General features: G+C 56.2%; 21 protein-coding genes and 2 pseudogenes. 10 read left to right on the forward strand and 13 right to left on the reverse strand.

Features of this window, described 5'->3' with window-relative positions; all coding sequences use genetic code 11:
- Both ACOZ32_RS00920 and ACOZ32_RS00925 read left to right on the forward strand, forming a co-directional pair.
- Positions 1-242 (forward strand): DUF7718 family protein (locus tag ACOZ32_RS00920; RefSeq protein ID WP_424334837.1); only part of this gene is annotated, 242 nt, incomplete at its 5' end.
- Positions 239-409, forward strand: a complete 171-nt coding sequence (locus tag ACOZ32_RS00925) for a hypothetical protein (protein ID WP_424334838.1) — start codon at positions 239-241, stop codon at positions 407-409. The genes ACOZ32_RS00920 and ACOZ32_RS00925, both read left to right, overlap by 4 nt.
- A gap of 192 nt (positions 410-601) precedes the next feature.
- Here the strand turns inward: ACOZ32_RS00925 and ACOZ32_RS00930 are convergent, their stop codons facing one another.
- Positions 602-1015: a hypothetical protein gene (locus ACOZ32_RS00930; protein WP_424334839.1), complete on the reverse strand. Its 414-nt coding sequence runs from the start codon at positions 1013-1015 to the stop codon at positions 602-604.
- Positions 1012-1809, reverse strand: coding sequence for a ParA family protein (locus ACOZ32_RS00935; RefSeq protein WP_049892788.1), 798 nt, complete (start codon positions 1807-1809; stop codon positions 1012-1014). Before ACOZ32_RS00935 ends, ACOZ32_RS00930 begins: the two co-directional genes overlap by 4 nt.
- Before the next feature lie 264 nt (positions 1810-2073).
- Between ACOZ32_RS00935 and ACOZ32_RS00940 the strand changes: the two genes are divergently transcribed.
- Positions 2074-2433, forward strand: a complete 360-nt coding sequence (locus ACOZ32_RS00940) for a hypothetical protein (protein WP_424334840.1) — start codon at positions 2074-2076, stop codon at positions 2431-2433.
- A 101-nt stretch (positions 2434-2534) separates the two neighbouring features.
- On the opposite strand, the gene ACOZ32_RS00945 is transcribed toward ACOZ32_RS00940, so the two are convergent.
- The 3 genes from ACOZ32_RS00945 to ACOZ32_RS00955 form a co-directional block, all read right to left on the reverse strand.
- Complete coding sequence (locus tag ACOZ32_RS00945; protein WP_424334841.1) at positions 2535-2957, reverse strand: hypothetical protein; 423 nt, start codon at positions 2955-2957, stop codon at positions 2535-2537.
- The gene (locus tag ACOZ32_RS00950; RefSeq protein ID WP_012289605.1) at positions 2954-3559 is read right to left on the reverse strand and encodes a site-specific integrase; all 606 of its coding nucleotides are present in this window, start codon (positions 3557-3559) and stop codon (positions 2954-2956) included. Before ACOZ32_RS00950 ends, ACOZ32_RS00945 begins: the two co-directional genes overlap by 4 nt.
- Before the next feature lie 231 nt (positions 3560-3790).
- Entirely contained in the window at positions 3791-4402 is a 612-nt protein-coding gene (locus ACOZ32_RS00955; protein WP_010890466.1) for an HD domain-containing protein, read from the reverse strand.
- Positions 4403-4678: 276 nt separating this feature from the next.
- Here ACOZ32_RS00955 and ACOZ32_RS00960 point away from each other — a divergent pair, with 276 nt between their 5' ends.
- Both ACOZ32_RS00960 and ACOZ32_RS00965 read left to right on the forward strand, forming a co-directional pair.
- On the forward strand, positions 4679-5239 hold the full coding sequence (locus tag ACOZ32_RS00960; RefSeq protein WP_285270911.1) for a TATA-box-binding protein: 561 nt from the start codon (positions 4679-4681) through the stop codon (positions 5237-5239).
- Between the two features lie 919 nt (positions 5240-6158).
- Positions 6159-6305: a DUF7563 family protein gene (locus ACOZ32_RS00965; RefSeq protein WP_285255363.1), complete on the forward strand. Its 147-nt coding sequence runs from the start codon at positions 6159-6161 to the stop codon at positions 6303-6305.
- Between the two features lie 765 nt (positions 6306-7070).
- On the opposite strand, the gene ACOZ32_RS00970 is transcribed toward ACOZ32_RS00965, so the two are convergent.
- The 3 genes and pseudogenes from ACOZ32_RS00970 to ACOZ32_RS00980 all read right to left on the reverse strand — a co-directional run.
- Positions 7071-8420, reverse strand: a complete 1350-nt coding sequence (locus ACOZ32_RS00970) for an IS4-like element ISH5 family transposase (protein ID WP_012289547.1) — start codon at positions 8418-8420, stop codon at positions 7071-7073.
- A gap of 78 nt (positions 8421-8498) precedes the next feature.
- Positions 8499-8747 (reverse strand): annotated as a pseudogene (locus ACOZ32_RS00975) (hypothetical protein); the annotation flags it as partial.
- A pseudogene (locus tag ACOZ32_RS00980) lies at positions 8744-9061 on the reverse strand (tyrosine-type recombinase/integrase); the annotation flags it as partial. The pseudogenes ACOZ32_RS00975 and ACOZ32_RS00980, both read right to left, overlap by 4 nt.
- 250 nt (positions 9062-9311) lie before the next feature.
- Here ACOZ32_RS00980 and ACOZ32_RS00985 point away from each other — a divergent pair.
- Both ACOZ32_RS00985 and ACOZ32_RS00990 read left to right on the forward strand, forming a co-directional pair.
- Positions 9312-9749 carry a hypothetical protein gene (locus ACOZ32_RS00985; protein ID WP_424334842.1) on the forward strand — a complete coding sequence of 146 codons (438 nt, stop codon included), beginning with the start codon at positions 9312-9314 and terminating at the stop codon, positions 9747-9749.
- A complete protein-coding gene (locus ACOZ32_RS00990) occupies positions 9750-10442 on the forward strand; it encodes a hypothetical protein (RefSeq protein ID WP_424334843.1) in 693 nt (230 codons plus the stop codon). It abuts the gene before it with no gap.
- Between the two features lie 397 nt (positions 10443-10839).
- On the opposite strand, the gene ACOZ32_RS00995 is transcribed toward ACOZ32_RS00990, so the two are convergent.
- The 4 genes from ACOZ32_RS00995 to ACOZ32_RS01010 are packed head-to-tail and all read right to left on the reverse strand — an operon-like array spanning position 10840 to position 17282.
- The gene (locus ACOZ32_RS00995; protein WP_424334844.1) at positions 10840-13386 is read right to left on the reverse strand and encodes a DUF1156 domain-containing protein; all 2547 of its coding nucleotides are present in this window, start codon (positions 13384-13386) and stop codon (positions 10840-10842) included.
- Positions 13387-13388: 2 nt separating this feature from the next.
- The gene (locus tag ACOZ32_RS01000) at positions 13389-14321 is read right to left on the reverse strand and encodes a hypothetical protein (RefSeq protein WP_424334845.1); all 933 of its coding nucleotides are present in this window, start codon (positions 14319-14321) and stop codon (positions 13389-13391) included.
- Entirely contained in the window at positions 14314-17118 is a 2805-nt protein-coding gene (locus ACOZ32_RS01005; protein WP_424334846.1) for a DUF499 domain-containing protein, read from the reverse strand. Before ACOZ32_RS01005 ends, ACOZ32_RS01000 begins: the two co-directional genes overlap by 8 nt.
- Positions 17115-17282 (reverse strand): hypothetical protein, encoded by a 168-nt coding sequence (locus ACOZ32_RS01010; protein ID WP_274323787.1) that lies wholly within the window; start codon positions 17280-17282, stop codon positions 17115-17117. The genes ACOZ32_RS01005 and ACOZ32_RS01010 overlap by 4 nt, the downstream gene beginning before the upstream one ends.
- A 79-nt stretch (positions 17283-17361) precedes the next feature.
- Between ACOZ32_RS01010 and ACOZ32_RS01015 the strand changes: the two genes are divergently transcribed.
- From ACOZ32_RS01015 to ACOZ32_RS01025, 3 genes are all read left to right on the forward strand, one after another.
- Complete coding sequence (locus tag ACOZ32_RS01015; RefSeq protein WP_424334847.1) at positions 17362-18039, forward strand: Cdc6/Cdc18 family protein; 678 nt, start codon at positions 17362-17364, stop codon at positions 18037-18039.
- Positions 18040-18062: 23 nt separating this feature from the next.
- Positions 18063-19232, forward strand: coding sequence for an ISH3 family transposase (locus tag ACOZ32_RS01020; RefSeq protein ID WP_285255186.1), 1170 nt, complete (start codon positions 18063-18065; stop codon positions 19230-19232).
- Positions 19233-19398: 166 nt separating this feature from the next.
- Entirely contained in the window at positions 19399-20088 is a 690-nt protein-coding gene (locus ACOZ32_RS01025; RefSeq protein ID WP_424334848.1) for a hypothetical protein, read from the forward strand.
- Positions 20089-20280: 192 nt separating this feature from the next.
- Here ACOZ32_RS01025 and ACOZ32_RS01030 read toward each other — a convergent pair whose 3' ends face one another.
- Entirely contained in the window at positions 20281-23667 is a 3387-nt protein-coding gene (locus ACOZ32_RS01030) for a DUF5817 domain-containing protein (protein ID WP_424334849.1), read from the reverse strand.
- Positions 23668-24019 lie beyond the last annotated feature (352 nt).

Below are 24019 nucleotides of genomic sequence, written 5' to 3' on the forward strand. Positions count from 1 at the left end.
GCGACGAGTGGGCAATAGTCGTTCGATCGGACCATGACCCGGAGCGTGAGCATGGCTACGACGTCGCCAAAAAGGGCGTCTACCTAGACGTCTACCGAGACGAAGAGAAGTATCGGTCAGAAGAACTCTTCCCGCCAATGCAGCCGAGTGAGGCGCTCACGTACGCCAAAGACCAGATACCAATGCAGCCCGAAGGCTACAGTACGAGGTTTGAGGAATGGCACGAAATCAGGGCCCAGTGACCGACGAGGAGTTCGATGAACTCCGCAAGGAGATGGACGAGCAGCGCGACCAACTGCACGAAGATCTCGCGGAGGACCTCGGCGGCGACTCCGACGACTACGACGTCCGTCGCGACGTCGACGGCTCATCCTCAAGCGGCGAAGCGGTCACCGACGGCAGCGAGTAGTTCTACAGCCCCGTTTCCGGCCTGCTCCACCCAGGGAGACGTCCCGAGAACCACCATCCAGAGCGGCAACGCTACCGGATTTCTCGTTTCAGCAGCTGTGACCCTAGGAGACTAACCAACATTCTGGACGTTCGCTGCTCCAGCGTCCCGAGTGCTGGTTAGCGCGAGCGACCGTCCATAAACTGCTTCTCGCTATATGGAATCCAAACAGTCTTTGACCTCTGAAGCGTCCAATCCGTCTAAACCCTCCAAACCGTATTGGACGACTAGCGGGAAGAAATGTCGGTTCTTCTCGAACTCAACGTCGTACTCGTACTCGAAATCTGCCTTCAGAACGTTATACAGACGGTCGACGTCTTTCTTCTGAGACTCTGCCAGGTACATGTAGGTCCCGATGCGCTCCTCTTTCACGGACGACGCAGATGGTTTTGATGTCTCGGATATCTTGGACGCCTCTGGCGTCTTGGATGTCTTGGATCCTTCGGACGTCTCTGATGTCTGTGATGGTTTTTCTGTCTCTGCCGTTTGAGAGGCGTCGTCGCGGCTTTGTCGACGCTGCCGCAGACGCTCCGACCGGCTCTGTCCGTTGTCCTCGTCACCGCTCATCGTGCCACCTCGGCGTCCGTGAATCCGAACTGTTCGTCGAGGGAGGCCGCAACGTCGAGGAAAACCTCGGCCATGTCGAGGTCGGGGTCGTGCGCCAGGATAGACTCGCCGGCGGAGAAAGCGCGCTGGAACGCGACGCGCTTGCGGACCTCCCAGACTGGGATGTCAGGGAACGCCTCGTCGAACCACTCCATCATCTCCTTGGCCTCGTTGGTCTCCTCGACGCGGTTCGCGACGAGCCCCCGCTCGACGATAGTCGTCTCGTACTCCGCCTCCAGCATCTCCACGTGGTCGAACAGCAGTTCCAGAGCGCGCTTCGACGTCGACTCCGCGAGCGCAGGAATGAGGATGTTCTGGGTCGCGTACAGGCCGTTGTCCGTAAGATACCCGAGGTACGGCGGACAGTCCACGACCACGTAGTCGTAGTCGTCCTCGAGTTCCTGGAGCGCGAGCGCCAGCTGCTCGCCGCCACGCCGGGAAAGCGTGAGTTCCCGTTCGGCGGCCGCCATGTCGATGTTGCTGGGGAGGACGTCCATCTCTGCGTGCTCCACGACAAGGTCGGTGATCGCTTCGCGATGCTCCGGTTCGGTGAGCACTTCTAGGAGCGACGGCGGCGCCGCGTCATAGGCCTCGAGGAACCCGAGGCCCTCAGTCGCCGCGCCCTGCGGGTCGAGGTCGACGAGGAGAACGTCTCGGCCGCGCTCGTTCAGCGCACCGGCAACGTTGATGGCGGTCATGGTCTTGCCGACCCCACCCTTTTGGTTCGTCACAGCGAGTTTTGCGGTCTCGTCCATACAAACTGTCCAAACCATCCAAGACACTTAGTGCTACGTCAGACACGGAGCAATCACGTCTTTGGGTTGGCATTTAGAATACTCACCTCACGCCTCCAAGGAATGGGTTCCCCGGCGTCGTCTTCCTGCCATCTCGTCAGTCACCAGTAGTTAGCAATACGGTTTCTTTATTTACTGACAAGGGTGAAACATCCGGTCAGTACAAAGAGCAGACATAGCAAACTCTTCGGTCACGTTTTATTCTCCCCTCTCAGTTGCCCTACTATGAATGAGTCCCCAGACACAGATTCTCCCGACGCTGGTGGCTTGAAACTCCGCTCATTTGCCTCACGCGATCTGCTCGGAATCGTTCTGAGTATCGCGGGGGCATACGGTTCACTGGTGTTTCCTGGTCGCCTATCGATGGTATTGGCGGGCGTGAACGGGATTGGTGCGGTTCTGGTTTTCACCTCAGACGCGACGAGCTCGACAAATGCAGCAGGCTATTTCTTCGCACTTGGATCATGGTCGCTGATGGCATTGAGTGGGCTGACAACCCGCGTCGCAATTCCAACATTGCTCACCGCATTCTTGTTTGGATTCAGAGCGGAGCGAAAAATCTGGGCGGAACGAATCAACTCTTGAGAACCCGAGTTTGCCTCTGGCAAATAAGCAGATCTACTTACCAATTCGATCGCGTGAGTTCAAGCTCTATTCTGAATAAACAAACTGCGCTAGAACTGCTGTTACACGTAGTCGCTGAACCAGTCGGGCGCGCCCGTGTACGCGGCCCAGCAGCGTTTATGACAGGGCTTCCCACGTTGGTTGGGAATCGCCTCGTCAAGATCGACTTGCTCGCCGCAGAGATCACACTCCGCGCTGTGACCGTGCATCCGCTGGTCTGTGGAAAGGCCCCTGGTCTCGATGTAGAGTTCGTGCAGCGCCCGTGGGGTGAGCCGTACCAATATCTTCTCGCGGTCGTCCTGGTTCTCTCGCTCGGGCGTGTACGTCAGCACCCAGTCCTGACCTTCTTCACCGTCGCCAGCGGGCCCAAGGGAGATCGTCTGCGCCAGCTCATCGGGAATGTAGTGCCACTCGTTGTCCACGAACCGCGGATAGTGGCCGTTTGGACGTGGGTTCTCAGGATCGACATCCTCGTCGTCGCTCATACGAGCCCAGCCTCCTCGAAGGCCTCATTCACGACCTCAGGCGTCGGAGCGTTCAGGTATGGCTCGATGGCCTGAAACGAGTCCCATCCCCCAACCTGCATCACGACCCGGGGGTTGACCTGTTCGTCGACGAGGAGGCGCTGGGCGTAGCGTCGACGCAGATCGTGGCTGCTGACGTACCGGAAGTCATCGTCACCAGTCTCCTCAGCAGCCCGCTCGGCGGTGCGCTTGACGACGTCCCGGACGCCGCGCTCAGTGAGGTCGACGACCGGCTCGTAGCTGTTGATGTCCTCAGCGTTCGTGTAGCGGTGGATGTCGCCCTCGACGTCAGGTGGCAGGTAGGCATCACGGGGCTTCCCGCCGTTGCCGGTGGTGTCCTTTCCCTCGGGGACGCGCAGTCGGTAGTGATCGCCGTCCTCGGTGCGCTTGACGTGCTTCGGACAGATCTGGGGCACCTCGAAGGCACGGAGGCCGACGTAGCCGCCCAGTTGGATGACGAGGTCGTCGCGATGGCTTGCTGCGGCCCGCCGCAGCTCGTCAAGTTCGGCGTCGGTCATCCAGACCTTGTACTCGTCTTCCTTTGCGGTCGCCTCCAGTCTCATGCAGACTTTTGTAATAACCTTGCACTTAGTGGTGTGGGGAGCGCCCTGATCGAGGTGCTATAGGCCCAAATATCGAGTGTTTGTTTCCGAGTTGTATGACAAGTCGTCACTGAATCCTAGTTGCGTACTCAACGCACATTCCTTGGCCAGTTTCCAATTAGAGTGAACGGGTTGAGATGCTAAGTATAGGGTGTACACTGACCGAGGAACCTGTAAGTGACAAAGACTAATTCATAGTTGGCAAGGTCGTCCGATTTCGCTTTCGTATTCCGATTTGATTTGCTTAAACAGGTCCTGGCCGAATTCTGTCTGGAAGCGTGGCGCGGCGGTAGCAAAGAACTCGTCTAGATTCTCGAACTCGGTGAAGTGGTCAGTTGTTTCGGCTTCATCGTACCTATTTTGGCGCTCATACTTGAGCGCCTGGAGACAATTATCAACAAGATCCATGTCTTTGACGAACTGTGCCGTCGGGGTGTCACGGGCTTCGTACTCTTCCCAGAGCGACAGCAGTTCGGAATCGTTGAAGGGCCCGACGAGATCGGTTACCGCGCTCCGTTCAGCCGTCTCTTTCTCGGACGTGGGAATGGTCTGGCGTCCGTCCTCCGCACGGGTTGCAATATCGCCCGTGCGAGCTTCGCCGAGGTCGTGAATGAGGGCCATCGTCACTGCTTTCTGGCGGTCAACATCTTCTTGGTCGGCATAGAGCAGACAAAGCGCCGCTGTCCCCCACGTGTGGGCTGCGACCGATTCAGGCGAGTCGACATTCCGGAGTTCCCATCCCGTCCGAAGTTCGTCCTTCAGGTCGAACCATTCGAGCAAGGATCCGAGTTCGTCTGTCATCATATCGGGGAAACAGCAAGCGGCCAATTCAAAATATCGAGATGATTCCGCCGAGCACCCACACTCAGTCAATAAGTTCGCACTCCTAATTACCGGTTGTTTCTGGAGCTAGAGTTATCGAATAATCCGTTCTTCACCGGGACGCACTATCGATACGTACTCACGCTCCTCCCAGAATCACCTGCAACAGCCGTCCGCTTATGCCCTCCAGTTGTCCAGCCACCCACGACGTCCGTCGTCACACCAGTTTTTACGCCGGCCCCGCGACAAGGTGACCGAATGAGTACACTCACCGACACCATCCAGATCGAGAATGTCGTCGCCTCGACCGATCTCAGCCAGGAGTTAGCCCTCGAGCAACTCGCAACTGACCTCCCCGGCGCTGAGTACAATCCCGGGGATTTTCCTGGTGTCATCTACCGGCTCGACGATCCGAAATCGGCGACGCTCATCTTCGATTCGGGCAAAGCGGTCTGTACTGGCGCCACAACCGTCGACGACGTCCACGACGCCATCAGTATCGTCGTCGAAGACCTCCGCGACCTCGGTATCGACATCCCGCCCAGTCCGCCGGTTCACGTCCAGAATATCGTCTGCAGCGGCGATCTTGACCAACCCCTGAACCTGAACGCTATCGCTATCGGACTCGGCCTCGAAGATGTCGAATACGAACCCGAACAGTTCCCCGGACTCGTCTATCGTCTCGAAGACCCCGATGTTGTGGTGTTGTTGTTCGGCAGCGGCAAACTCGTCATCACGGGTGGGAGCGACCCAGACGACGCTGAGTACGCACTCGAGATCATCCATGAGCGGCTCACCGACCTCGGCCTCCTCGAGTAACCCACCACAACAGCGCCAGCCACCTGTGAACAACTGAGCAGACACGTCGAGAAGATGGGACGGACCCGGGGAGGTTAGAAGAAATACGTCGCAATGTCGCGGCTGCCGCACTCGGGACACCGCTCGACGGCCTTGGATTCCAGCGTCGTCCCGCAGCGCTTGCATTCGACCAGAGACGCCTCAGACTCGGGCTCTGAAGACCAGAGAACACGAGTGAGTCGCCGAAGCATAGGTGTTAGGCATCCGGGTCGACAACATCGCCACAGTCGGGGCAGTCCGCCCAGTAGCGGTGGCGCCCATTCGTTTCGTACTCAACGAGCACATGCCAGTCGTGGATCGTGGCACCACACCGGGGACAGTCGCCAAGCCGGGAATTCTGCGAAGACATATCAGGGGGTGTGCAACCGGGAGTCGAGAGCCGTCGACGGTGGCGGCTCGCTCAGGGGTGGACGTGCGTGTGACAGTAGGGCTAAGCACCCTACACTCCGATTTACGAACACGCAGCCACATATAGGTCGCGCAAGTCCACGGGACGGCGTACTTCCCGCTATTGAAAGCCGGAGCCCACACCCGAAGCCAGACGGTCCATGACGAAGCAACGGTATCCCGGCCAACTGGGCTCGTTGCAGCGCTGTATACCCGCTCTGGACCCGAGACTACTCGTGGCTGTTGTCACTACTACTCTCGGTGAAGTATCCGTGTTCGCTCTCGAAATGATCACAGACAACTTCGGTATCAGGCGGAAGGTCAGCACCGCACTCGGTACACGTAGCCATAGATAACAGTTGATTTGAGTACACCAAAAGCGTTCGATATCCGGGAAACGGCCTCTGGCTCCCGCCACTCGAGTGAGAACAGTCAAACGAGACCGGTGGGCTGCCACAGAAAGGCTATACCAGCGGCAGCAAGTGGACGATGTATGCCGGAATGCCAGAACTGCGGCAGCCACGTCACCGACGTCTACGTTCGCGTGTTCACCCCCAGCGACGTAACGAGCCCACGCGCCTGCCCCAGCTGTGAAACGGTCACCCGGGATCGCAACGGTATCCGTGAGAAACGAACCTAACCTACCTAAGACCCAAGAACAACAACAACCCACAGAGAGCGTGTCAACGGCCTATTGATCGGGTGTTTAGAGTTCGGCCGGTGGTCGGGATGTATTTCGCGCTCTGAGCAGGTGCAGAATCGTAACCAACAAAATGGCTCTGGTGAATCACTAGAGGACGGCGACTTCGACAGTGAAGACACCTAACTCAGGCCGCCACTGAGAGTGACATTGTGGAGTTATTACCGAAAATCGACGGCATAACCTCGCAGTTACCCCTCTCAGAGCGGCTCGGATTGGGCTCACCACGACGTTGTATGGCGATTCACCAGAGCCATCTGACGGAATATTACAGTAAGAGCGTCTGAGACCGTCGTCACTAGGCGGCAAAACAAGGCATCTAAAGTACAAAATAGCCAAAATATATACGCAATGTCAGATAACGGGGGTTAGTATGGGAATTTTTGGCGACGGTTCTGACAACAACCGTGCTAGTTCTTTGGCAGTACAGGCCCGAGGAGAGTCAGTAACGGCCGACCGTCTCACAAAAACTGGGGGAGGACTCATGCAAAAAGACCTCCTCGCTACGAATCCCGTTATCTCGTATCTGAGGGCGGAGGAACAACCGGAACACTTCTTCTATAATGACACGAAGGGAGTGACTCGAAACGGAGTGACCGCAGGCGACGGAAATGATGCCTCATACCGGAGTCTTTGCATCGTGACTGATGAGCGTCTTCTCTTCTTCACTGCAGGCTCAAAGGGTGAGGCACCATTCGTTCTAGTTTAGTGGCGGCCAAAGCCGAACTCACCTCGTTCAACCTGCTCACGTAACCGATCTCTGTGTGGATTTGGATTTCGTGATGCCCACAGCAACAGTTCGTCCAAATCCGGCAGTTCGTAGCCCAACTCGACCATGAGATACAGCTGGATCAGATGAGCGTGCCGTTCAACGGCTAGCGAACAGCGACGGCGAGGGAGCCGCGACGCCGACTCGTCGGCGTCTGCGGCGGCTTCGACCTCACGCTGTCTTGCCTCAAGCGACCGTAACTCATCCACGATCACACGACTCATCATCAACGAAATTGCCGCCATGATGATCAGCGCCTCAATGATGTAGGCGTCGGTCGTGTTGATCTCGTCCAGGCCGAACCGCGACTTCAACTCCTTGAACAGCAGTTCGACCTCCCAGCGCGCCCGATAGAGCTGCGCGATATCGGGCGCGCTGTAGTCGTCGTTGCCGAGATTCGTCAGATACAGATGGTACTCTTCGGTCTCCTCGTTGCGCAGGCCGACCAGTCGAAACGTCCGGGTCGCGCTGGCGCCCGACCCTCGTTTGCGCTCGAATGAAAGCGTGATGCGGACGTCGATCTCCTGTCGCTGCAGGTCGTCGAGGACGGCCTGCAGCGACTCTCCTTCCAGCGGAATGCTGTTGCCTCGCCAAGTCCGCAGTTCTTCGACAATCTCGAAGTTCGCGTTGTCCTTGACGCGGGAGACGAACCAGCCGCCGTTCTGGTCGATACGATCGAACAACCAGAAATCGTAGAAGCCCAAATCAAGCAGGATGAGGGCGTCAGCTACCCACTCTCCGGTGGGTAGCTGACTCCGTTCGTGAGTCGTGCCGTCGGTTGTGCGGAACCGTGTTGGAAGACCTGTCGAGAGTGACTCGATGAGGTGGAGTTTCAGTTCAGCCTGGTCTTCGCCGGTTGCGGCGTAGACATCAGCGGCGTCTTGATACAGCGAAACAATAGTCGCGTCAGCAATGAGGACGTCTCGAAAGCGTTCGAGACGTCCGCTCAAGTCGGCTCGTCCAGTATCGAGATTCTCGATAGCATCATCGAGAATCTCTCGAAGGAGTGCAACGAACCCCGGTTCGAACCAGTCGTGGAACGCCGCGTAAGAGAGGTCGTCGCAGTCAGCCATCTCGACATAGCGTTCGAGAAATGCTTGCAGAGAGCGGTCTGAGCCAGCAGCGAAGCCAAACGAGAGTGTGTAAAACAGCGCAACGATGTCGAACTTCCGCTCACGCTCAACGAGATTCGTTGCGCGAGCGCGCTCGCGCAACTCATCAGAGGGAAACGCTCTTTGAATTCGGTCAACAACTACCGAGTCCGGTGGAGAGTACACACTTCCCACCGGGTTCCTCAACCGGGTAGTTGCGACGATATCTAATCAGCAGATAGCGACAGGATTCTCCACTAAACTAGAACGGATGGTCTCGACATAGAGTTCTTGGAGCGCGCGTGGCGTCAACCGGACGAGGACTTTCTCGCGGTCGTCCTCATCTCGCTGCTCCGGCGTGTACGTGAGCACCCAATCCTGCCCTTCCTCGCCGTCGCCGCCCGGCCCCAGCGAGATCGTCTGTGCGAGGTCGTCCGGTACGTAGTGCCACTCGTTATCCCTGAACCGTGGGTAGTGGCCCGCCGGTCGCGGGTCCTCGGGATCGACGCCCTCTTCGGTCATGCAAGCCCGGCCTCCTCGAAGGCATCGTTGACGACGTCGGCCGTCGGCGCGTTCAGGTAGGGTTCGATGGCCTGGAAGCTATCCCAGCCGCCGACAGCCATCACGACGCGGGGGTTCATCTGGCGGTCGACGAGGAGACGCTGCGCGAAGCGTCGCCGGAGGTCGTGGGAACTCACGTACTGGTAGTCATCGTCGCCGGTTTCGGCGGCCGCACGCTCGGCAGTGCGCTTCACGACGTCGCGGATGCCTCGCTCGGTGAGATCGATCAATAAATCGTCTGGCGCTATATCTTCGGCATTCTGGTAGCGATGCACAAGTTCGGAAGGTACGCTCATACAAAACGATAACTTGCTAACACTAATTCACGCTTGAGAGGTTCGCTTACGGGGTTCAGTGCCAACCCCTCTTACTGCCTACATTACGCCCCCGAAGCGAACAACCGGGAATTGGCGCGTAGCAGTAGGGTGTATAATTGATCGGCAGTGTTCGCTGAGTCCAAGATGAGCATTCCTAAGCAGGTGAGGGTTTATCCGAAACTGAAGGTTAGGATAGTGTAGACACAACATGGCCTCAATTTTCTACGAAGCACAGCACGGAGAGGTATACCAAATCGACGAAGTTTCACAACATCTCCTAGTCTACGTGTATCTACACGGCGAAGCGAAACTGGAGGATGTTGTTGAATCGATTGGTGCTCAGAACGAACACGCGGTGCACTCCCGAATCGAAAGTCAGCTGGGCGGAAGTGCCGCGCAGCTAATCGACACGGAACGCGGGATGCAGCAAACTTTCGGAGAGCGCCCAGATTACATCATTCACTCCTCCGCACTAACAGAGACTGGGACGAAATTCGTGGAGAAACACCGGAATGAGTTGTCGATGCCTGTAGAAATCGCCGAGTTAGCGAAGCGTGTTGCTGCACTCCAGATTGAAGATCGCTTGGTGGACGATCTTATCGACAGGATCGATACACTTGAGGGACGAATTGAGGAATTAGAGTAGATGTCCGACCAGTCAACAACCTTCGATGACCATGACCCCCTCGCTCACAGCATCCTGAAAGTCCTCGAAGACTTCACCGATGAAATCGGAGCGCGTGAATGCACCGCGCACTTCGACAAAGTTGTCGATGGGAAATACTACCTGAAAGGGAAACACCTGATCCAGAACCCCGAGCGATTCACTGAAGACCAGTTAGTGTTCCCAATGCTTCGCCAGGCATTTGGGTACTCACTCCGCCCACAACCGAAACAGTACGCACCGCGGTGGCCGAGGAGCGGCGGTGTTCCTGACTTCGCAATTACGTCCCTCCCGATCGATGTCGCAATGCAGAACGACGTTCGGTTCTTTGGGGAAGTGAAACCCCCGAAGAAGCTCAAGAACGCACGGAACGACATGGTAGAGTACTTGGACAGCGATCTCGATGTCCATGCGGTCGCCTTGCTAACCGACGGGTTTGACTGGGAGTTGTGGGTCCGACCAAAAGGCGAGTCAGTTGCGGAGCTGGGTGATCCGCACGCTGAGGCCAGTCTCAGAGACTCGCTTCGAACCGTGCAGTCCCGGAACAAGGTCACAGAACCGTACCAGCCCCATCAGGTCCGAACTAACATCAATACAGATGCGTTCTCAGCGTTCACTGCTGACTCTGTTCTAACTGTTATCGAGGAAGAGTTCGGCGTGAAAGCTACTCGGTAGGGTTGTTACTTCCGGGCGACGGAGTGAGTGGCTGAGACTGGTTTCGGCTCTTCTACGAAGAGCTGTCCAACATTCAGGTATACCCCGCCCTGACTACGTTCGATTCGGATCCGGAACGCATTATCGTCAACGATCGTCCCATCTACGTAGAGCTGAACTGCGTCCATCGACTGGATGGACCGTGTTCGTCGAAGCACCTGCTGTAATTCTCGAATGATCCTGCTACGAGAGTCTTCAGTCGCGTTGTAAAGCAAATCATCAAGGCCTGTAACTGTCACAGGACACTCAACGGACTGGTCAGCAGCCAGCTTACGGAAGAACTCTAATGCGGTGAGATCGTTACTGGTGTCCGCGACTGGCTCAGTCACGATGTTGTAGCCTTGATGGAGTGCCATTGTTAGAACTGAGTAATCCCCATGTTCATTACGTTCTCATACCGATCGTCACCTGTGACTTCAGACATGAAGTTAGCGAGTTCCTCTAACTCGTCCGTTTTCCACTCTTTCAGGTATTCAACGGTGTTCTGATCCGTCTTATACAGATGGAATAGGTACTGTACCTTATCGATGTCGAGCAGTTCATCACCGTCTTTACCGTTTTTGTTGAGCTTCCCTTCGATGTAGGTAATTCGCTCATCAGCAGTGACTGGCTCCTTCTTTTCTCGCGGACCCTTCACAAGATTCTCATCCTCAAGATCGCCAACATTCAGATTTTTGGCGAGGAGGTGCTTGTTCAGACTGTCGTATTCTTCAACACCACGCTTACAGAACGCAGCGTAAGCTTCTGTGAAGGGATCAATACTGTCTGGAAGGTTAACCGACCCTTCAACGACTTGTTCAATGACGGAGTCTACGGTGTCAAGGGCTTCGTCGATCGTCACTCTCTCACCGTTTGAGTAAACCTGCGGGTAGTGTTTTGAGTAGTAATACATGCACTTCCCCCGAAGGATGACTCCCAAATCGGCTTGGGACAGGTTTTGATGACGTTCCTGCTCTTCATTTGCAATGTCTTTCAACTCAAAGAACAGATCCTGCCTAAGTTCGTCTAATGTAGTCTCTTCATCTGTTTCTTCTTTATTTGCGAAGATCAGGATGTCGTATTCGGCATTATCTAAGTCAGTGATGTGTGGGTTATTCGAGCGCTCTGACTGGACAGGGTATGCCCCTGTAACAGTAAACCCGCTATCTATGATGGCCTTGAGGATGACAGACCATGCCTCGTTCTTGTTGTGGTGGTAGGTGAACACCATTTCACCATCGTTTTTCAACACCCGATGGCATTCCTCGAATACGTTCGAGAGGCTCTCGATGAAGAACTCTTCGTCTTTCTTGGCCTGTTTGTTGGCTACGATTTCCCGGGCTTTCGGAACTAACTGAGGTTCGAACTCTTCGTATTCGTCTTCCAGTGCATGGTGAAGCCAAGAGTAGAAGTAATCAGAGAGTTCACTGTACTGAACATTATCGTAGTACGGAGGGTCAGTAATGACGTAATCTACTGATTCATCATCTTCCTCCATCAATTCAGATGTCTTTGACTGAAGATTCAGTAGTCGGTCTGGGTCAACATCTTCATTCAGGATCTCGTGCGAAACCGTTTCCCCAGTAGTGGTGTTCTTGACTTTTTCAAAGGGCTCCTGACAGTATTTCTTACCTTTGACGACACTCTCGTAGAAGTTGTTGATGCTTGTTCTACCACCGAGTTCGTTTATCGGGTTGCCCTCTACTGGCTGTGCACGAGGAACATATGCATGTCTCTTGAACACATTAACCCCCAGCTGTCGCCTGTAATCCCAAGTGCAGAGTTTACTATTGAATCTCAGACAATTGGAGATTGCCAGGATGAGGAACTCAGACAGATTATCGTCCTCGATTTCTTTTGCTTCTTTGAACAGCGTTGAGAACGCTAACAATTGCCGAGGGGTGAACAGCTCCTCGAACCGTTCGTAGTTGTAGTTTAGAAGCGCCTTCGTCTTGTCCCCCTCTGGAATTGATTGTGTCGGGGTCAGCCACTCGTCCTTTTCCTTCTCGTAACGCTCATTCAATTCTTCAACGGTTTCTTTGTCGGCCTGATCTAATGCTTTGTACTTTTTATTTTTGTCAGAGCTCACTGCGTATTGGAGCGCAAACGACTCGAATTCCGGCTTTTCGTCTTTTCTCTGTAGGGTCTCTTTGATGTCGTGCTTATGCCCATTCCCGCAGGTGTACTTCCCACGTCCTGCATTGCCATCAGACGGATCAAATGTGTGTCCACAGGCGGGACATGTTTCTGTGTCTTTGATGTCCCTGTTCAGCGTAATTAGCCGATCTCCACTACAATCGGCATTGGGGCAGTAGAGAGCAGCAGGAGCGTTCGATTTGTTTTCTGCAATTTTGTACCTTGGGAAGAGGCGGACCTCTTCATCACAGGTTAGACAAGGCAACTTCTGGCTCAAGAACGTATACAGTATCTCACCTGTTTCTCCTGTATCGGGGTCCTCTGTTTCGTAGTACTCCCCGATTTCACTCCGAACATTAGAGACCAACTCATCGTATGCCTCCTTTAGTGCGTCCAAGTCTACATCATCAATAGACTTCTTTACCACGTACCAGGCAACCGGGTTGAGCTCATATCCGATTGTATCTGCTCCCAGCCGGTTTGCCTCCACAAGAGTGGTCCCTCCACCCGAAAACGGATCAAGGATTACGTTGTCACTGAAGTCTTCTTCTTTAGTATTGAGGTACAACCCATCATAAGTCCCTGAGTCATTCCGGCGGATGATGTCGTCTTTTGTAGTGTCGTCACCAGTCAGAGCAGCTAATGTGAGAATTCGGAAGGTCGAACCCGGACGGCGAGCCCACCACTTGTGCATCGAATAAACTGGCCGGTAGTGGTGCCGGCTGTATGATTCTTTTTCAGCGAAGTCATCCATCAGGTCTAGTGGTAGTTTGTCCCAGGTTTCTGTCATTGTTAGTTACCTCCAGTCGTATCGATCCGCAGTACCGGTGTCATGCATTCGGGAAGACTGAGTCCGCCGTGCATGATTTTCTTCGTCGCCCCACGTTTCGTCCATTTGTGATGTCCTCTTACTACGTAATGGCCACCTGCTCTTTTAATAACATTAGCATTCTCAAGCACCCGGTACGCCTGCCCATTCCCGATTTCACGGAATCTGCTACTGAATTTGCTCGATAGAGAGGATTCCTCTTCATCGGATAAGGAGTATGGGGAGTTCCCAAGGTGATTCACGTAACCGTGATCGCTCGTCACGAGGAATTCAGTGTGGACGCTTTCTTGAATCACGTCTTCAAGGAGCTCTTTCACGCCTTCGTAGATTTGCTCTACTTCTTCCATAGAGTAATTGCCCTTCAGGGCCCCTTCGAGTCGCTGATCTGGGTGACGTGTCCAGACGAACGCTGGATCTGAACTCGGGAGCTGTGGGACATCCCGATCGCCGATGAAACGGAAATCGTCCCGTGAAACTGCTGATGGGCTCTGAGCACCGAACCATTCACCGCAAATAAACTGTGTCTCACTAGGGAGCCCTTCAATAGGAGCCCAAGTGAATGAGACCTCCCAATCATGCTCAGACTGCAGATCCTGCTCTAATCGGAATCCTTCACGGACGCTGAGGGCATCCATAATCACCCCACACCCACTGTCGATGGAGGTTACAGGGTGATCCCCCATCGCATCAATGAGTTCATCGTAGAGTCCAGGGTACAGTTTCAACAGTTCATATTCTAACAATCGAGTCTGGTACTCTGATTCAGCGAGGTGCCGATCGCTGAGTGCGTCTGTATTGCCCCAGATTCGGCGGAGGCACTCGAATACTCCATCCAGAACGTTCTTCTCCTGGAGAAGAGCATTAAACTCTTCTTCGGCGTATAGTTCGTTACTCATTCTTGTCCACCTGCATCTTAACTGAGAGTGATGCCTTCTCTGGGACTTTCAGATCCCACAGGAGCGCTAAGAATGAGTCATGGTCCAACGGTTCATCTGGGGTGATCTCGAACGTTTCGTCAAGGTTCACTCGCTCATCCAGAGCGTCAGCGTTGATTCCGTATTCACCAAGGTCCTCGTTGGTGAGGACACCTTCAATCGTGATCGTTGCTTCGTGGATGTCCCAACCCTGAGTGTCTCGTTCAATCTGGTCGATCAGGTCTGGCTTATTATCTGCATCAACCGTCCCCATAATCGGGTGGGGGCGGATTTTCGGGCCTTCGGGTTCCTCGATTCCGAACTCATCTAAGAGCTCATCAACAGTTGCGCCTTCGACCGAGACATTTCCTTCAACAACGTCTGAAGCGTCGAATTCGAACCCGCATTCACACGATGTGCTTTCGAGTTCGTCGCCGCACTGTGGGCAGCTGAACGCCGTCTCTGCCGTGGTAGTTTCCCCACCGCTGAGGGTGCCAGTCCCGGTCGTAGTTCCACCAGAAGTGGTCGTCTCGGAACCACCAGTAGTGTCGCCGCCAGAGGTATCTACGGTGATCGTGTTGGTCTCTTCTTCCTCTTCTTCGTCGTCATCATCGCTGATGTACTGTTCGTGAACGAGGTTCGTGTCGTTTCCGAGGCTCCGAACCCGTTCTTCGAAATACCCACCAACTTTGAGTACGCCATCTTGGCAGAGCGACTTGATTGCATCCTCCAACTCAGACTCCTCTGTTAGCGTCGCTTGTGCCGTCTCTCGGTAGAAGTCATTACGGAGGTGCTCATACTGTATCCCACTCGCACCCTCGTCTTTCACGGCATTCTTGACCTCTGACCGAAGTTGGCTGGGGTCCGGTTTCACGACGCTAACCGTTGCGTCGTAGAAATTCACGTCTGGACCAGTGGGCAGGGTCTCAGGGAACAGCCCGCGTTCTGTCGATGTATGAACGGTGCCGAATTTGTCCCGAACCCGGTCGCGGAGATTCTGGTAGTTCTGGTCATGGATTTCCTCGAACCCTTCGGGGAGGACCTCTTCTTCCCGCTTGAGTTGCTCTCCTGCCACGACCTTCCGGGCGAGTTGCCGGATACCTGTGTTCGAATCGATGCCGGCCAGTTTTTCAGGAGTAACCAATACGAGCGTGTTGCTGAACTCCCGGTTCTGCCCGGTAGTGAGTTCTTCAAACACGTCGTCGTAATTCTGCTTGGCTGCGAGTGATACGACTATCTTGAACGTCTTGTTATCCGGAATATTCTGTTCAGTGTTCACCGGATCGAGGATGTACACGTTGTTCCGACCGTTGAACAGGTCCTCGCGTATCAGGGACTCTGTCCGGTGAATGGCATCGTGTTTGTGGATGTCTTCGGCTTTCTTTTCGATGCGGGCTGCTGGGTTTTCGTCAACGTCGAATGCGTATTCACCGTTGATCCGGTGGATGTGCCAGGCGTGCCCATAGACATCTTCGGTGAATGTTTGGATGATTCGGTGGGCATTGATTCCTTTCCGCATGACTCCCATCAGCATCTCGCGTTTGTTTGCGCCTTCTTCACCGGCGCGTGCGAGGCTGTGCAGCAGCGTGATGTTGATGAGTTCCTCGATGAATTCGTCGAAGGACCCGTCAGATTTCTGGAGGCGATTGTAGTCGTTGATGTACTTCCCGACCAGTTCGTTGTCGATGTACTGGAACCGGTCAGTGTACTTGTGAACGTCAACGTTCCCCGTGAGTATGAGATCTACTTCGGTGTAGTTGTCGCTGAGGATCTCCGTGAGGAATCGGAGGAGACCGCGAGCGTCCGAGCTGGTTCGTTGCTCGGAGTATTTCTCCATCAGGAGCTCTAAGGTGAGCGGATGGAACGGGTAGTACCGTTCAATCCGGTTTTCCATGTCGTGATAGTCTTCCAGTTCGATTTGGTCGTTCTGCCGGTAGACATCGGTGTATTCTTTCGCAAGTGAGGACACACCTTCTGCGTCCGTCACCTCACCGATGAGACGGTGCAGAATGAACTCGATCTTCTCATCACGCCGGGAGCCGAGGTCGTGTGTGAACGGGTTGGTACGTTGCGTAATGGCTTGAACGTCTTCGTTTTCGTAGAGCAGAGACACGAAGACGCTTAGCCGGGTGTCTTCACGGCCAGCCGCTTCGAGCAGATTCTGTAGGAACGCGAGATTGTCGTCCTGGTATTCGTCTCGCTCCATCATCCCGTACCAGCGCTCGAACTCGTCAAGAAGGACAAGTGCTGGTTCGCCGTCCAGCGTGTCCCGGATTTGGTGGACGGTCGGGAGGTCAGTTCCGCCGACCCATTCGTCGATGCCGAGGTAGTCACCGACGGCTTCGGAGAGGCGGTTGTAGTCCTTTTCCAGATTGAACATCTGGAGTGCAGCGGTCCTCGTTTCAGCGGGGATTTCTGCGTCAATGCCTTGCTGGTCAACCCATGCCTGGCCGAGTTCTGGCGAGTTGAAAAGATGGTAAATGACGAGTTCGATGTGGCTTTTCCCGCTTCCGTATCCACCTCCGACAATCTGCCCGCCTTCGGAGAAGTCAGAGTCTCCGTTTAGGTTCCTTGCGGTGTTCCTGATGATTGTGGAGAGCGTGTTTGTGGGATACGTGATTTCCAGAATACGTTCCGCGTCTTGTTCTGGGGAGTCACGTTCGTCGTAGAGGTTGTAGAGGCTAACTTCGTCCAGCAGCCCGGTGGAGTCAATCGTCCCGTCATCCCGGAGGATTTCGTCGCTGGGGGTAATTCGTTCGGAGATTGGCGTGTCTGTCATTCTTTGATCTTCTCCAGCAGCTCATTTTCGTCTTCGACCCAGTCCGCGTGTTCGAGGAGACGGGCTATCGCCTCATCGTAGGTGAGCCCGTCGTCGGCTTTGTAGCGCCGAAGCTCGTCCCGTATTGGCTTCTTGACGCTGATTGAAGTCTCCTCGTCCGTCATGTTATCAGGTAGTAACCACGACCCCCTTATATAGGTTTGGTGAATGGATGGTTTACATGGTTTCTATAGAACCATAGATATGCATACTCGGGGGCCTTTCGGAAGTTTTGGAAACTACACACTTCCATTTATCATCCCAGAAGACTGTGTCGACGCAACCATGATAACAGATGCCCGGGTTCTTCAACAAGAGTTCATTCCGAGAGAGGTCCGTCATCGGGATTCGGAAGTAAACTACCTCTCCAGTATTCTCGAAGCAGTCACGAACGGCAACTCTACAGAACCAACGTTACTGTACGGTCCATCCGGGGTTGGGAAGACCTGTATTGCTCAGTACATTGTCGAAGAACTCCGTGGGAACGTCGTTGACCTGAATACACAGTACGTGAACTGCTGGGAGGATTATACTCGATTCAAAACCTTGTACCAGTTACTGGATGGCATCGGAGAAGCGTACGACATTCACCGCCAGTCCACTCCACGGGATTTGCTTCTTGACCGTCTCCGAGACTACGACGAAGCACCGTACGTCGTCATCTTAGACGAAGTCGATCAACTCCAGAACAAGGAGTTGTTGTATGATTTATGCCGAATGCGGGAGCTGACGCTGATTCTCATTGCTAACCGGGAGGAAGAGTTGTTTTCGCCGTTAGATGAACGTCTGCACAGCCGTCTCCGGAACGCCAATCGAATCCATTTCAACCAATACGGGCACGATGAATTAGTATCAATTCTCAGTACTTCACAAAGCCGTTAGTTGAGAAGTCCGCTTGCTGAGTTGTGACCAAACAAACAGAGCAAGCGGACAGTGAAATCCACGAAGACCAGCTCCTTAACTTTCTCGTCAACGTTCTCACCAGCGCATTCACGCTAGATCTTGGTGAGAACGCAGAAATCGACCCAGAGGACATCTTCGAGGTCCTCGTCGGCGCGACCGCCGACGGGACCTCGATATCCACCCTCTGCGAGAAGAGCGAAGACGCTCCCTCTGGCAACGGTGTTCTTCATCATCTCCGGACCAAGTTCGACCTCGAAACCGTCGAATCTACCGGGAACACGCTCCTCCAACAGGATGTTCTCGAAACCCTCCCTGAGCAGGTGGAGGTCGCTGCTGACCTCCACCTGCGGCCCTACTACGGTGACGAAGACGAGACAGACGGCCTCTACTACAACGAGGCCAAAGCAGGAACGACTGCGTTCCACGCCTACGCCACGCTCTACGCACGCGTGAACAACAAGCGATACACCTTGGCGGTGCGCCGTCTCACCGACGGCGACACCGCCAGCGATGTCCTCGCCGAGTTTCTTGGACTGATCGATAGCTTCGAGTTCGACGTCAAAGCGGTCTATCTCGATAGCGGCTTCTACGACGGGAAGTGTCTCACGTTACTCCAAGCGCACAATTTCGCGTACATCGTCCCGGTCATTTCGTGGGGCAAGAAGATCAAGACCGAACTCACCCAGGGCTGGAGTCGTGAGATCACTCACGATCTCACGACGTCCTATGGCGAACACGAGTGGACCGTCGAATTTCCGGTGATGATCGACTGTACCTACAAGAATGGTCGATACGATGAGCATGGGGTGGCGCGTCACGGCTACGCCGTCGACGCGCCGTTCATCGACGAGCCACGACAGGCTCGATCCCACTACAGCAAACGCTTCGGGATCGAAGCGAGCTATCGCCTCTCCGAGTCAACGATTATCTCGACGACAACGCAAGATCCCACGAGACGGCTGTTGTTCGTTGTTCTCAGCCTCCTGATTCAGAATGTCTGGCGGTTCTTGCACTGGGAGTACGTGGCGACGCCCCGCCGAGGCGGGCGTCGCCTCTGGTGGTGGCCCTTCGAAGAGTTCATCGATATGGTGACCCGGGCAGCGTGGACGGCCCTCGCAGTGCGTCGGTCCGTCCCCGCGAATCGTCCACCGGACGACCGGTTTCACCGGTAACTAGTAATCGAGTACGCCTTGCCGATCAGTGGCAACGCCGTCGCTGTCGGCGGCGATTGCCGCCGACGCGACGGCTTCCCGTCTCTCGTCGTCGGAATGGATCTTCAGAACACAAATCCAGCTTTGGTTCGTCGGTAACTCACGATCCAGCATCAGTTAGCTCCGGATGCTTTGTGAGGTACTGATTCTACGCGATCGTGCTCACTGGGGACTGGCAGAAGATGCAATAACAGCATCCGGGTTACAGCAAATCGCGGAGCGTGCAGCAGGTGATGCTCGTGTCGCAATCGGGATTCTCAGGAAAGCAGCACGGACAGCGAATCAGAACGGGCAGAGTCGAATCCAGTCATCGGTGATCGCAGATGTTGTTTTGGAAGCGAAATTGGAAATCGAGCGGGAGACCATTAATCGCCTCACTCCTCACCAGAAAACGCTGTACAACATCATCAACGAGGCGGAAGAAATCAATCCACCCACTCTGTACGAACAGTACAGTAACCTGGTGGAGGATCCGAAAACCGAGCGAACGGTACGGAACTACTTGGCCAAGTTAGAGCACTACAACCTCATTATCGCGGAGGGGAGGGCAAAAATCCAGCTTGTACAACTTACATATAAAGAAGGACTTCCGTCTGAAGGTCCCCAATCTCGACCGACGCCTCCCGGTATCCGTCATGCTGTCCGCGGCGACGCTACTCGTACGAAATCGAGAAGCCGCCCTCGGTGGAAGCGAGACACATCTGCACCTGCAAGTTACGCAATAGGAGCGTCGGTTGTTCAGTGCTCACAGCCTGCCAAATATGGTGTACATCGCCGCCCGAAGCTCATCCGAATCCGGCGCATCATCAACCAATAGTGACGGTCAGAGTCCCACGCTCCCACCCGATTACTCGGCGTCCGTGTCATCGACAATCCATTTGTGAAATCCAAAACAGCACTCTGAGACAGACGACGTGAGAACAACCGGATCACCGTCTAGGTGTGGAACGAACAGTGACCAGCAGCGGTCCCGGAGGACGTGAAGTCTTACTCGCGTCCCCCAACCGAGTTAATCACCTGACACCCCCGCTGTCAGCGTCTGCTGCGCTGGGCCCGCACCCGGCGGTGGTGACCCAATTCTCGCGACCGTCGACGACGGTTCATCCTCAGTGACGCCATCAACGTACACTCGGAGGAGGTGTTCGTACTGCTGTAAAATCGGATGAGCCTCCACCACCTCCTCAAACACTACTGGTGCTGAAAACGCCGTAATAGACGCCTCACTCGCCGTGTCCTCGCCAAGTTCACGGGCGGCACCGAGCAACACCTCGTCCCACCGCCCTGTCCCCAGGCCGGTTGCCGCAATCTCTCCATCGTATTCCTCACGATACGGCTCACTCTGGCCGTTCTCCGGCACCCACCACGGCTCCAAATACGCTCGGTACTCCCCTGGGCCTACCCGCTCGACGATGTCCAGCGCCCGCAACCGCTGCAGATACCGGTCAACCGAATTCTTCGAGGATACCGCTACAAGATCTTCGCGACTCACCGCTCCGTGGCTCCCAAGGAGTGCCCGGAGCATCTTCTGGAGCGCCAGCTTCGGCCGCTCACCATCGTCGAACAGCGACGGCAGCAGCCGGTTCGCCGGCAACGTCGCGATGCCTGTCGCGAGCGCGCTGACATCCAGTTCGTCCGATGGGTCATCCTTTGATTCTAACGCCTGCATGACGGCTGCCACGTCGAACGGCGACGGCGCACGGTCCTGTGTCCCCAGCGCGGCGTGAACCACACGCACGAGCCGGTCGAGGTCCTGACGCGCCTCGGCGCCGAACCCTTTCTTCATCGCGAACGCCGCCACAATCCGCCGCGTCGTCGCCGCCCCGTTCGCCAGGGCCACTGGCACGTCCATCACCGCTGCGTCCTCACTGCCCTCCTGGATGCGGTCCCGAACCCGATGGTCTTCAGCACGCAGCGCGGCCTCGATTTCGTCGACAACCTCGTCACCGGCCTCGTCGACGGCCACCACCCACGAACACGTCAACTCCGCCTCCGGCTCTCCTGGGTCAATCTCGTAGCCCAGCCGCCGTTTGAGCTTCTCCGCGCGCTGCTCACGCTGCATCCGATAAATCGAATGCACACCATCCGGCCCCCGGTAAACGCCTTGCTTCGCCACCACCGACCGGAAGAACCCGAGGAAGCGGCCGTATCGGCCGTCATCGCGACGCAACTGCGTCACGTCCGGCACCCGCAGATGCACGGTCAAATCGTAGCCAGCAGCGTGATATAGCGTCGTCGCCGTCGTCACCAACCCAATCAGCTTCGACAATAATGCCGACCGCTGCTCGTGATCAAGCTCGTCGAACCGCCCCACCTCCTCGAGCAGCGAACACCGAACATCTTCAAGCCGCTCCCGGTACGACAGATAGTCGTCTTCCTCACGCGAACTCATCCACCCCAGTTGCGCGCCGAACGTCGCGACGTCCGCCAGCGCAGCATCAAACGCGTCGGCACCCGCCCATAGATTCTCGAGATTGCTTCCGAGGCGACTCCGGCGCAGAATCTTACTCCACGCCCGCCCGCCGAGTAAGGTTCCAACAAGACGTGCCAACGTTCCCAGCGGATTCCCCCACTCCAGGACCACCGACACATCGTCGTCGAACGACGGCCCACCAGACAAGTAGGAAACGCGGCTATCCTCGAAGTCCTGGAGGTTTGCGTCCTCTACGACCGAAACACCCTCCGTACAGCGGCCAGCCCCCAGCTGGTGGTGGAGCGTCGCCGGCTCGATCTCTCGAGGCGCGGCTCCACCGCTGTACCGACCGAGGAACCGAGTGTAGCCGTCTTCCTCAGCGTCACCGGTCGCCGCGAGGAATGACTCAGCACCAGAGACGCGGTCGTCGCCCGGCCGGGGGGCGTCCCGGGGCGGCTCTTGGCTGGGTTGGGGAGTACACTCTCTTGTATCGCGGTTGGGGGACTGAGTAAGACTCGCCTGCGCGGGATTCTGGACGGCCCCCTCAGTGTCGACGTAGTCGGCGATAGACGCCCCAAGCGCGGTTAGTTGGACTATACTGGGGCGTGTGGTGTCGTCGATGGTGACGAACCCAGCCTCGGCGAGGTCCTCAACGTAGGCGTAGATGCTGCCCTCGGAGAGGCCGACGTCGTCGTCGGCAGCGAGGTCGCCGCGAGTCGCGCCAGCGGCCGAGAGATTGCCGAGGATGCGCGTGTAGCCCGTCCCCGACCATTCGCGTTCGCGGAGGATGTCCCATGCCTGGCGCGCGAGTGCGGCGTCCGCATCGCCATCTGTGTCGGATGCAGACGGATGGGAGGTCTCGGTGGTGTCGGTAAGACTGAGATGCCGCCTCGTCCAGTCCGTGTGGTCCTCGAGGAGGAGTGTCTCCATACGCGGTGTCGAGAACACCAACTGGATGTCCAGGGCCTCCGAGAGGGCGTCCAGCGCGTCCAGTGAGCGGGTCCGCGTCTCCTGCCGTGTCCCAACCCATTCGCCCTCGTTGAGCGTCGCAGCGACCTGTGGCGCCACCTCGAGGGACTCAAGGAGTGCGGCCGGGCCAGCCCGGAGCGCTGCCCGGCCAGCGTTGACCAACCCACGACCCGTGCCGATTCGCGTCAGCGAGTTCGGAGCGTCATCAACGGCGACGCCATCGTCGTCGACGGCACGGACAGTGAACGCCACAAGGTCACGGACCCACGCGCGGACCTCGACGGGCGCCTGGCGGTCGCCCTCGATCTCAACGATCCCAGGGTCGATCTCAAGCCTATCGAGCAGCGCCGTCGCGATGGCTTCGGTGTCCCGCTCGTCGAGGGCAACGGTGTCCTGGTCGATGGTCCACTGGGCGACGGCGGCCGTGAGTGTTGGGAGGAGGTCCTCGAGGAGGCTGGGAATCCAGCGCCGCAGCTGAGGCTGCAACCCACGATAGACGACCGTCGTCGAGAGATCCGTCTGGCCGTCCCGTTCAGGCGGAATGCGCGAAATACCAGGATCAGCAGCCACGGGAAGGGCGACTCCAAGCGGGTCAAAGGTGGGGTTTGCGTGCCCGGAAGCAGGGTCCTCGGCGGCAGAATCCGGGGCTGTCGTCGATTCCCGGGTATTGTACAGCAGGTCGGCGGCATCGTCGGCGCCGAGATAACGGAGAACCACCTCCTCGTCGATGAGTGATGAGCGGGCGGCGTCATCGAGGGAGTCGTGGGTGGCGAGGGCGTCGTCGACGGTGGCACGGTACTGCTCGCGAGCGCGTGGGCCGCTCCGGCTCGCGAGAATCTGGGTGCGTTTCTCGATGAGCGCGTCGCGGTCCGTATCCTCGGCGAACTTGCGGAGCGTTTGGGTCCGGTAGGTACTCCTGCAGCGGGGGCAGGTCGTGGTGTCGCGGGTGGCGGCGGTGAGCCAGAGCTCCTCGCAGGTCGAGCAGCCGACGAGCCAACGCGGATGGTCTCCGGACATGACGGGGGGGTGTCCGAGAAGTTGTGTGCTGACGACTCCCAGGGAGGTCGTCGTACCCAAGACCATCTACCTTCGAGGAGAGCCGCTGGTGACTCTCGGCCAAGAAAGTCGCAGAGCCACGGCTGAGGGCGAAAGCTATTAGGTCATGGGCCCGCGAGAACCAAGTGGTTGTGAGGGTTCTCTTGCCGTCGGGGACTAGCCATCCTCGGCGGTGAAACCAATTATTTCACCAGCCAGAGGCATCCCCGACGACTAGGGCACGTCGTGCGGTTAGCCTACCTTAGTTGCGTAGCCTTTCCCACCCCGGGCATAAAAAAGATGCGTCAGACATATTTTTTAAGCGAAAACCCCC

Origin of the sequence: Halobacterium sp. MBLA0001 (assembly GCF_049705385.1) — an archaeon.
GTDB classification, from domain to species: domain Archaea; phylum Halobacteriota; class Halobacteria; order Halobacteriales; family Halobacteriaceae; genus Halobacterium; species Halobacterium salinarum.

Excerpts from the sequence above, each read along its gene's own strand:
- ACOZ32_RS00930 (WP_424334839.1), bottom strand. The coding sequence starts at position 1,015 with ATGAGCGGTGACGAGGACAACGGACAGAGCCGGTCGGAGCGTCTGCGG.
- ACOZ32_RS00935 (WP_049892788.1), bottom strand. The coding sequence starts at position 1,809 with ATGGACGAGACCGCAAAACTCGCTGTGACGAACCAAAAGGGTGGGGTC.
- ACOZ32_RS00940 (WP_424334840.1), top strand. The coding sequence starts at position 2,074 with ATGAATGAGTCCCCAGACACAGATTCTCCCGACGCTGGTGGCTTGAAA.
- ACOZ32_RS00945 (WP_424334841.1), bottom strand. The coding sequence starts at position 2,957 with ATGAGCGACGACGAGGATGTCGATCCTGAGAACCCACGTCCAAACGGC.
- ACOZ32_RS00950 (WP_012289605.1), bottom strand. The coding sequence starts at position 3,559 with ATGAGACTGGAGGCGACCGCAAAGGAAGACGAGTACAAGGTCTGGATG.
- ACOZ32_RS00955 (WP_010890466.1), bottom strand. The coding sequence starts at position 4,402 with ATGATGACAGACGAACTCGGATCCTTGCTCGAATGGTTCGACCTGAAG.
- ACOZ32_RS00960 (WP_285270911.1), top strand. The coding sequence starts at position 4,679 with ATGAGTACACTCACCGACACCATCCAGATCGAGAATGTCGTCGCCTCG.
- ACOZ32_RS00965 (WP_285255363.1), top strand. The coding sequence starts at position 6,159 with ATGCCGGAATGCCAGAACTGCGGCAGCCACGTCACCGACGTCTACGTT.
- ACOZ32_RS00985 (WP_424334842.1), top strand. The coding sequence starts at position 9,312 with ATGGCCTCAATTTTCTACGAAGCACAGCACGGAGAGGTATACCAAATC.
- ACOZ32_RS00990 (WP_424334843.1), top strand. The coding sequence starts at position 9,750 with ATGTCCGACCAGTCAACAACCTTCGATGACCATGACCCCCTCGCTCAC.
- ACOZ32_RS00995 (WP_424334844.1), bottom strand. The coding sequence starts at position 13,386 with ATGACAGAAACCTGGGACAAACTACCACTAGACCTGATGGATGACTTC.
- ACOZ32_RS01000 (WP_424334845.1), bottom strand. The coding sequence starts at position 14,321 with ATGAGTAACGAACTATACGCCGAAGAAGAGTTTAATGCTCTTCTCCAG.
- ACOZ32_RS01005 (WP_424334846.1), bottom strand. The coding sequence starts at position 17,118 with ATGACAGACACGCCAATCTCCGAACGAATTACCCCCAGCGACGAAATC.
- ACOZ32_RS01010 (WP_274323787.1), bottom strand. The coding sequence starts at position 17,282 with ATGACGGACGAGGAGACTTCAATCAGCGTCAAGAAGCCAATACGGGAC.
- ACOZ32_RS01015 (WP_424334847.1), top strand. The coding sequence starts at position 17,362 with ATGCATACTCGGGGGCCTTTCGGAAGTTTTGGAAACTACACACTTCCA.
- ACOZ32_RS01025 (WP_424334848.1), top strand. The coding sequence starts at position 19,399 with ATGCTTTGTGAGGTACTGATTCTACGCGATCGTGCTCACTGGGGACTG.
- ACOZ32_RS01030 (WP_424334849.1), bottom strand. The coding sequence starts at position 23,667 with ATGTCCGGAGACCATCCGCGTTGGCTCGTCGGCTGCTCGACCTGCGAG.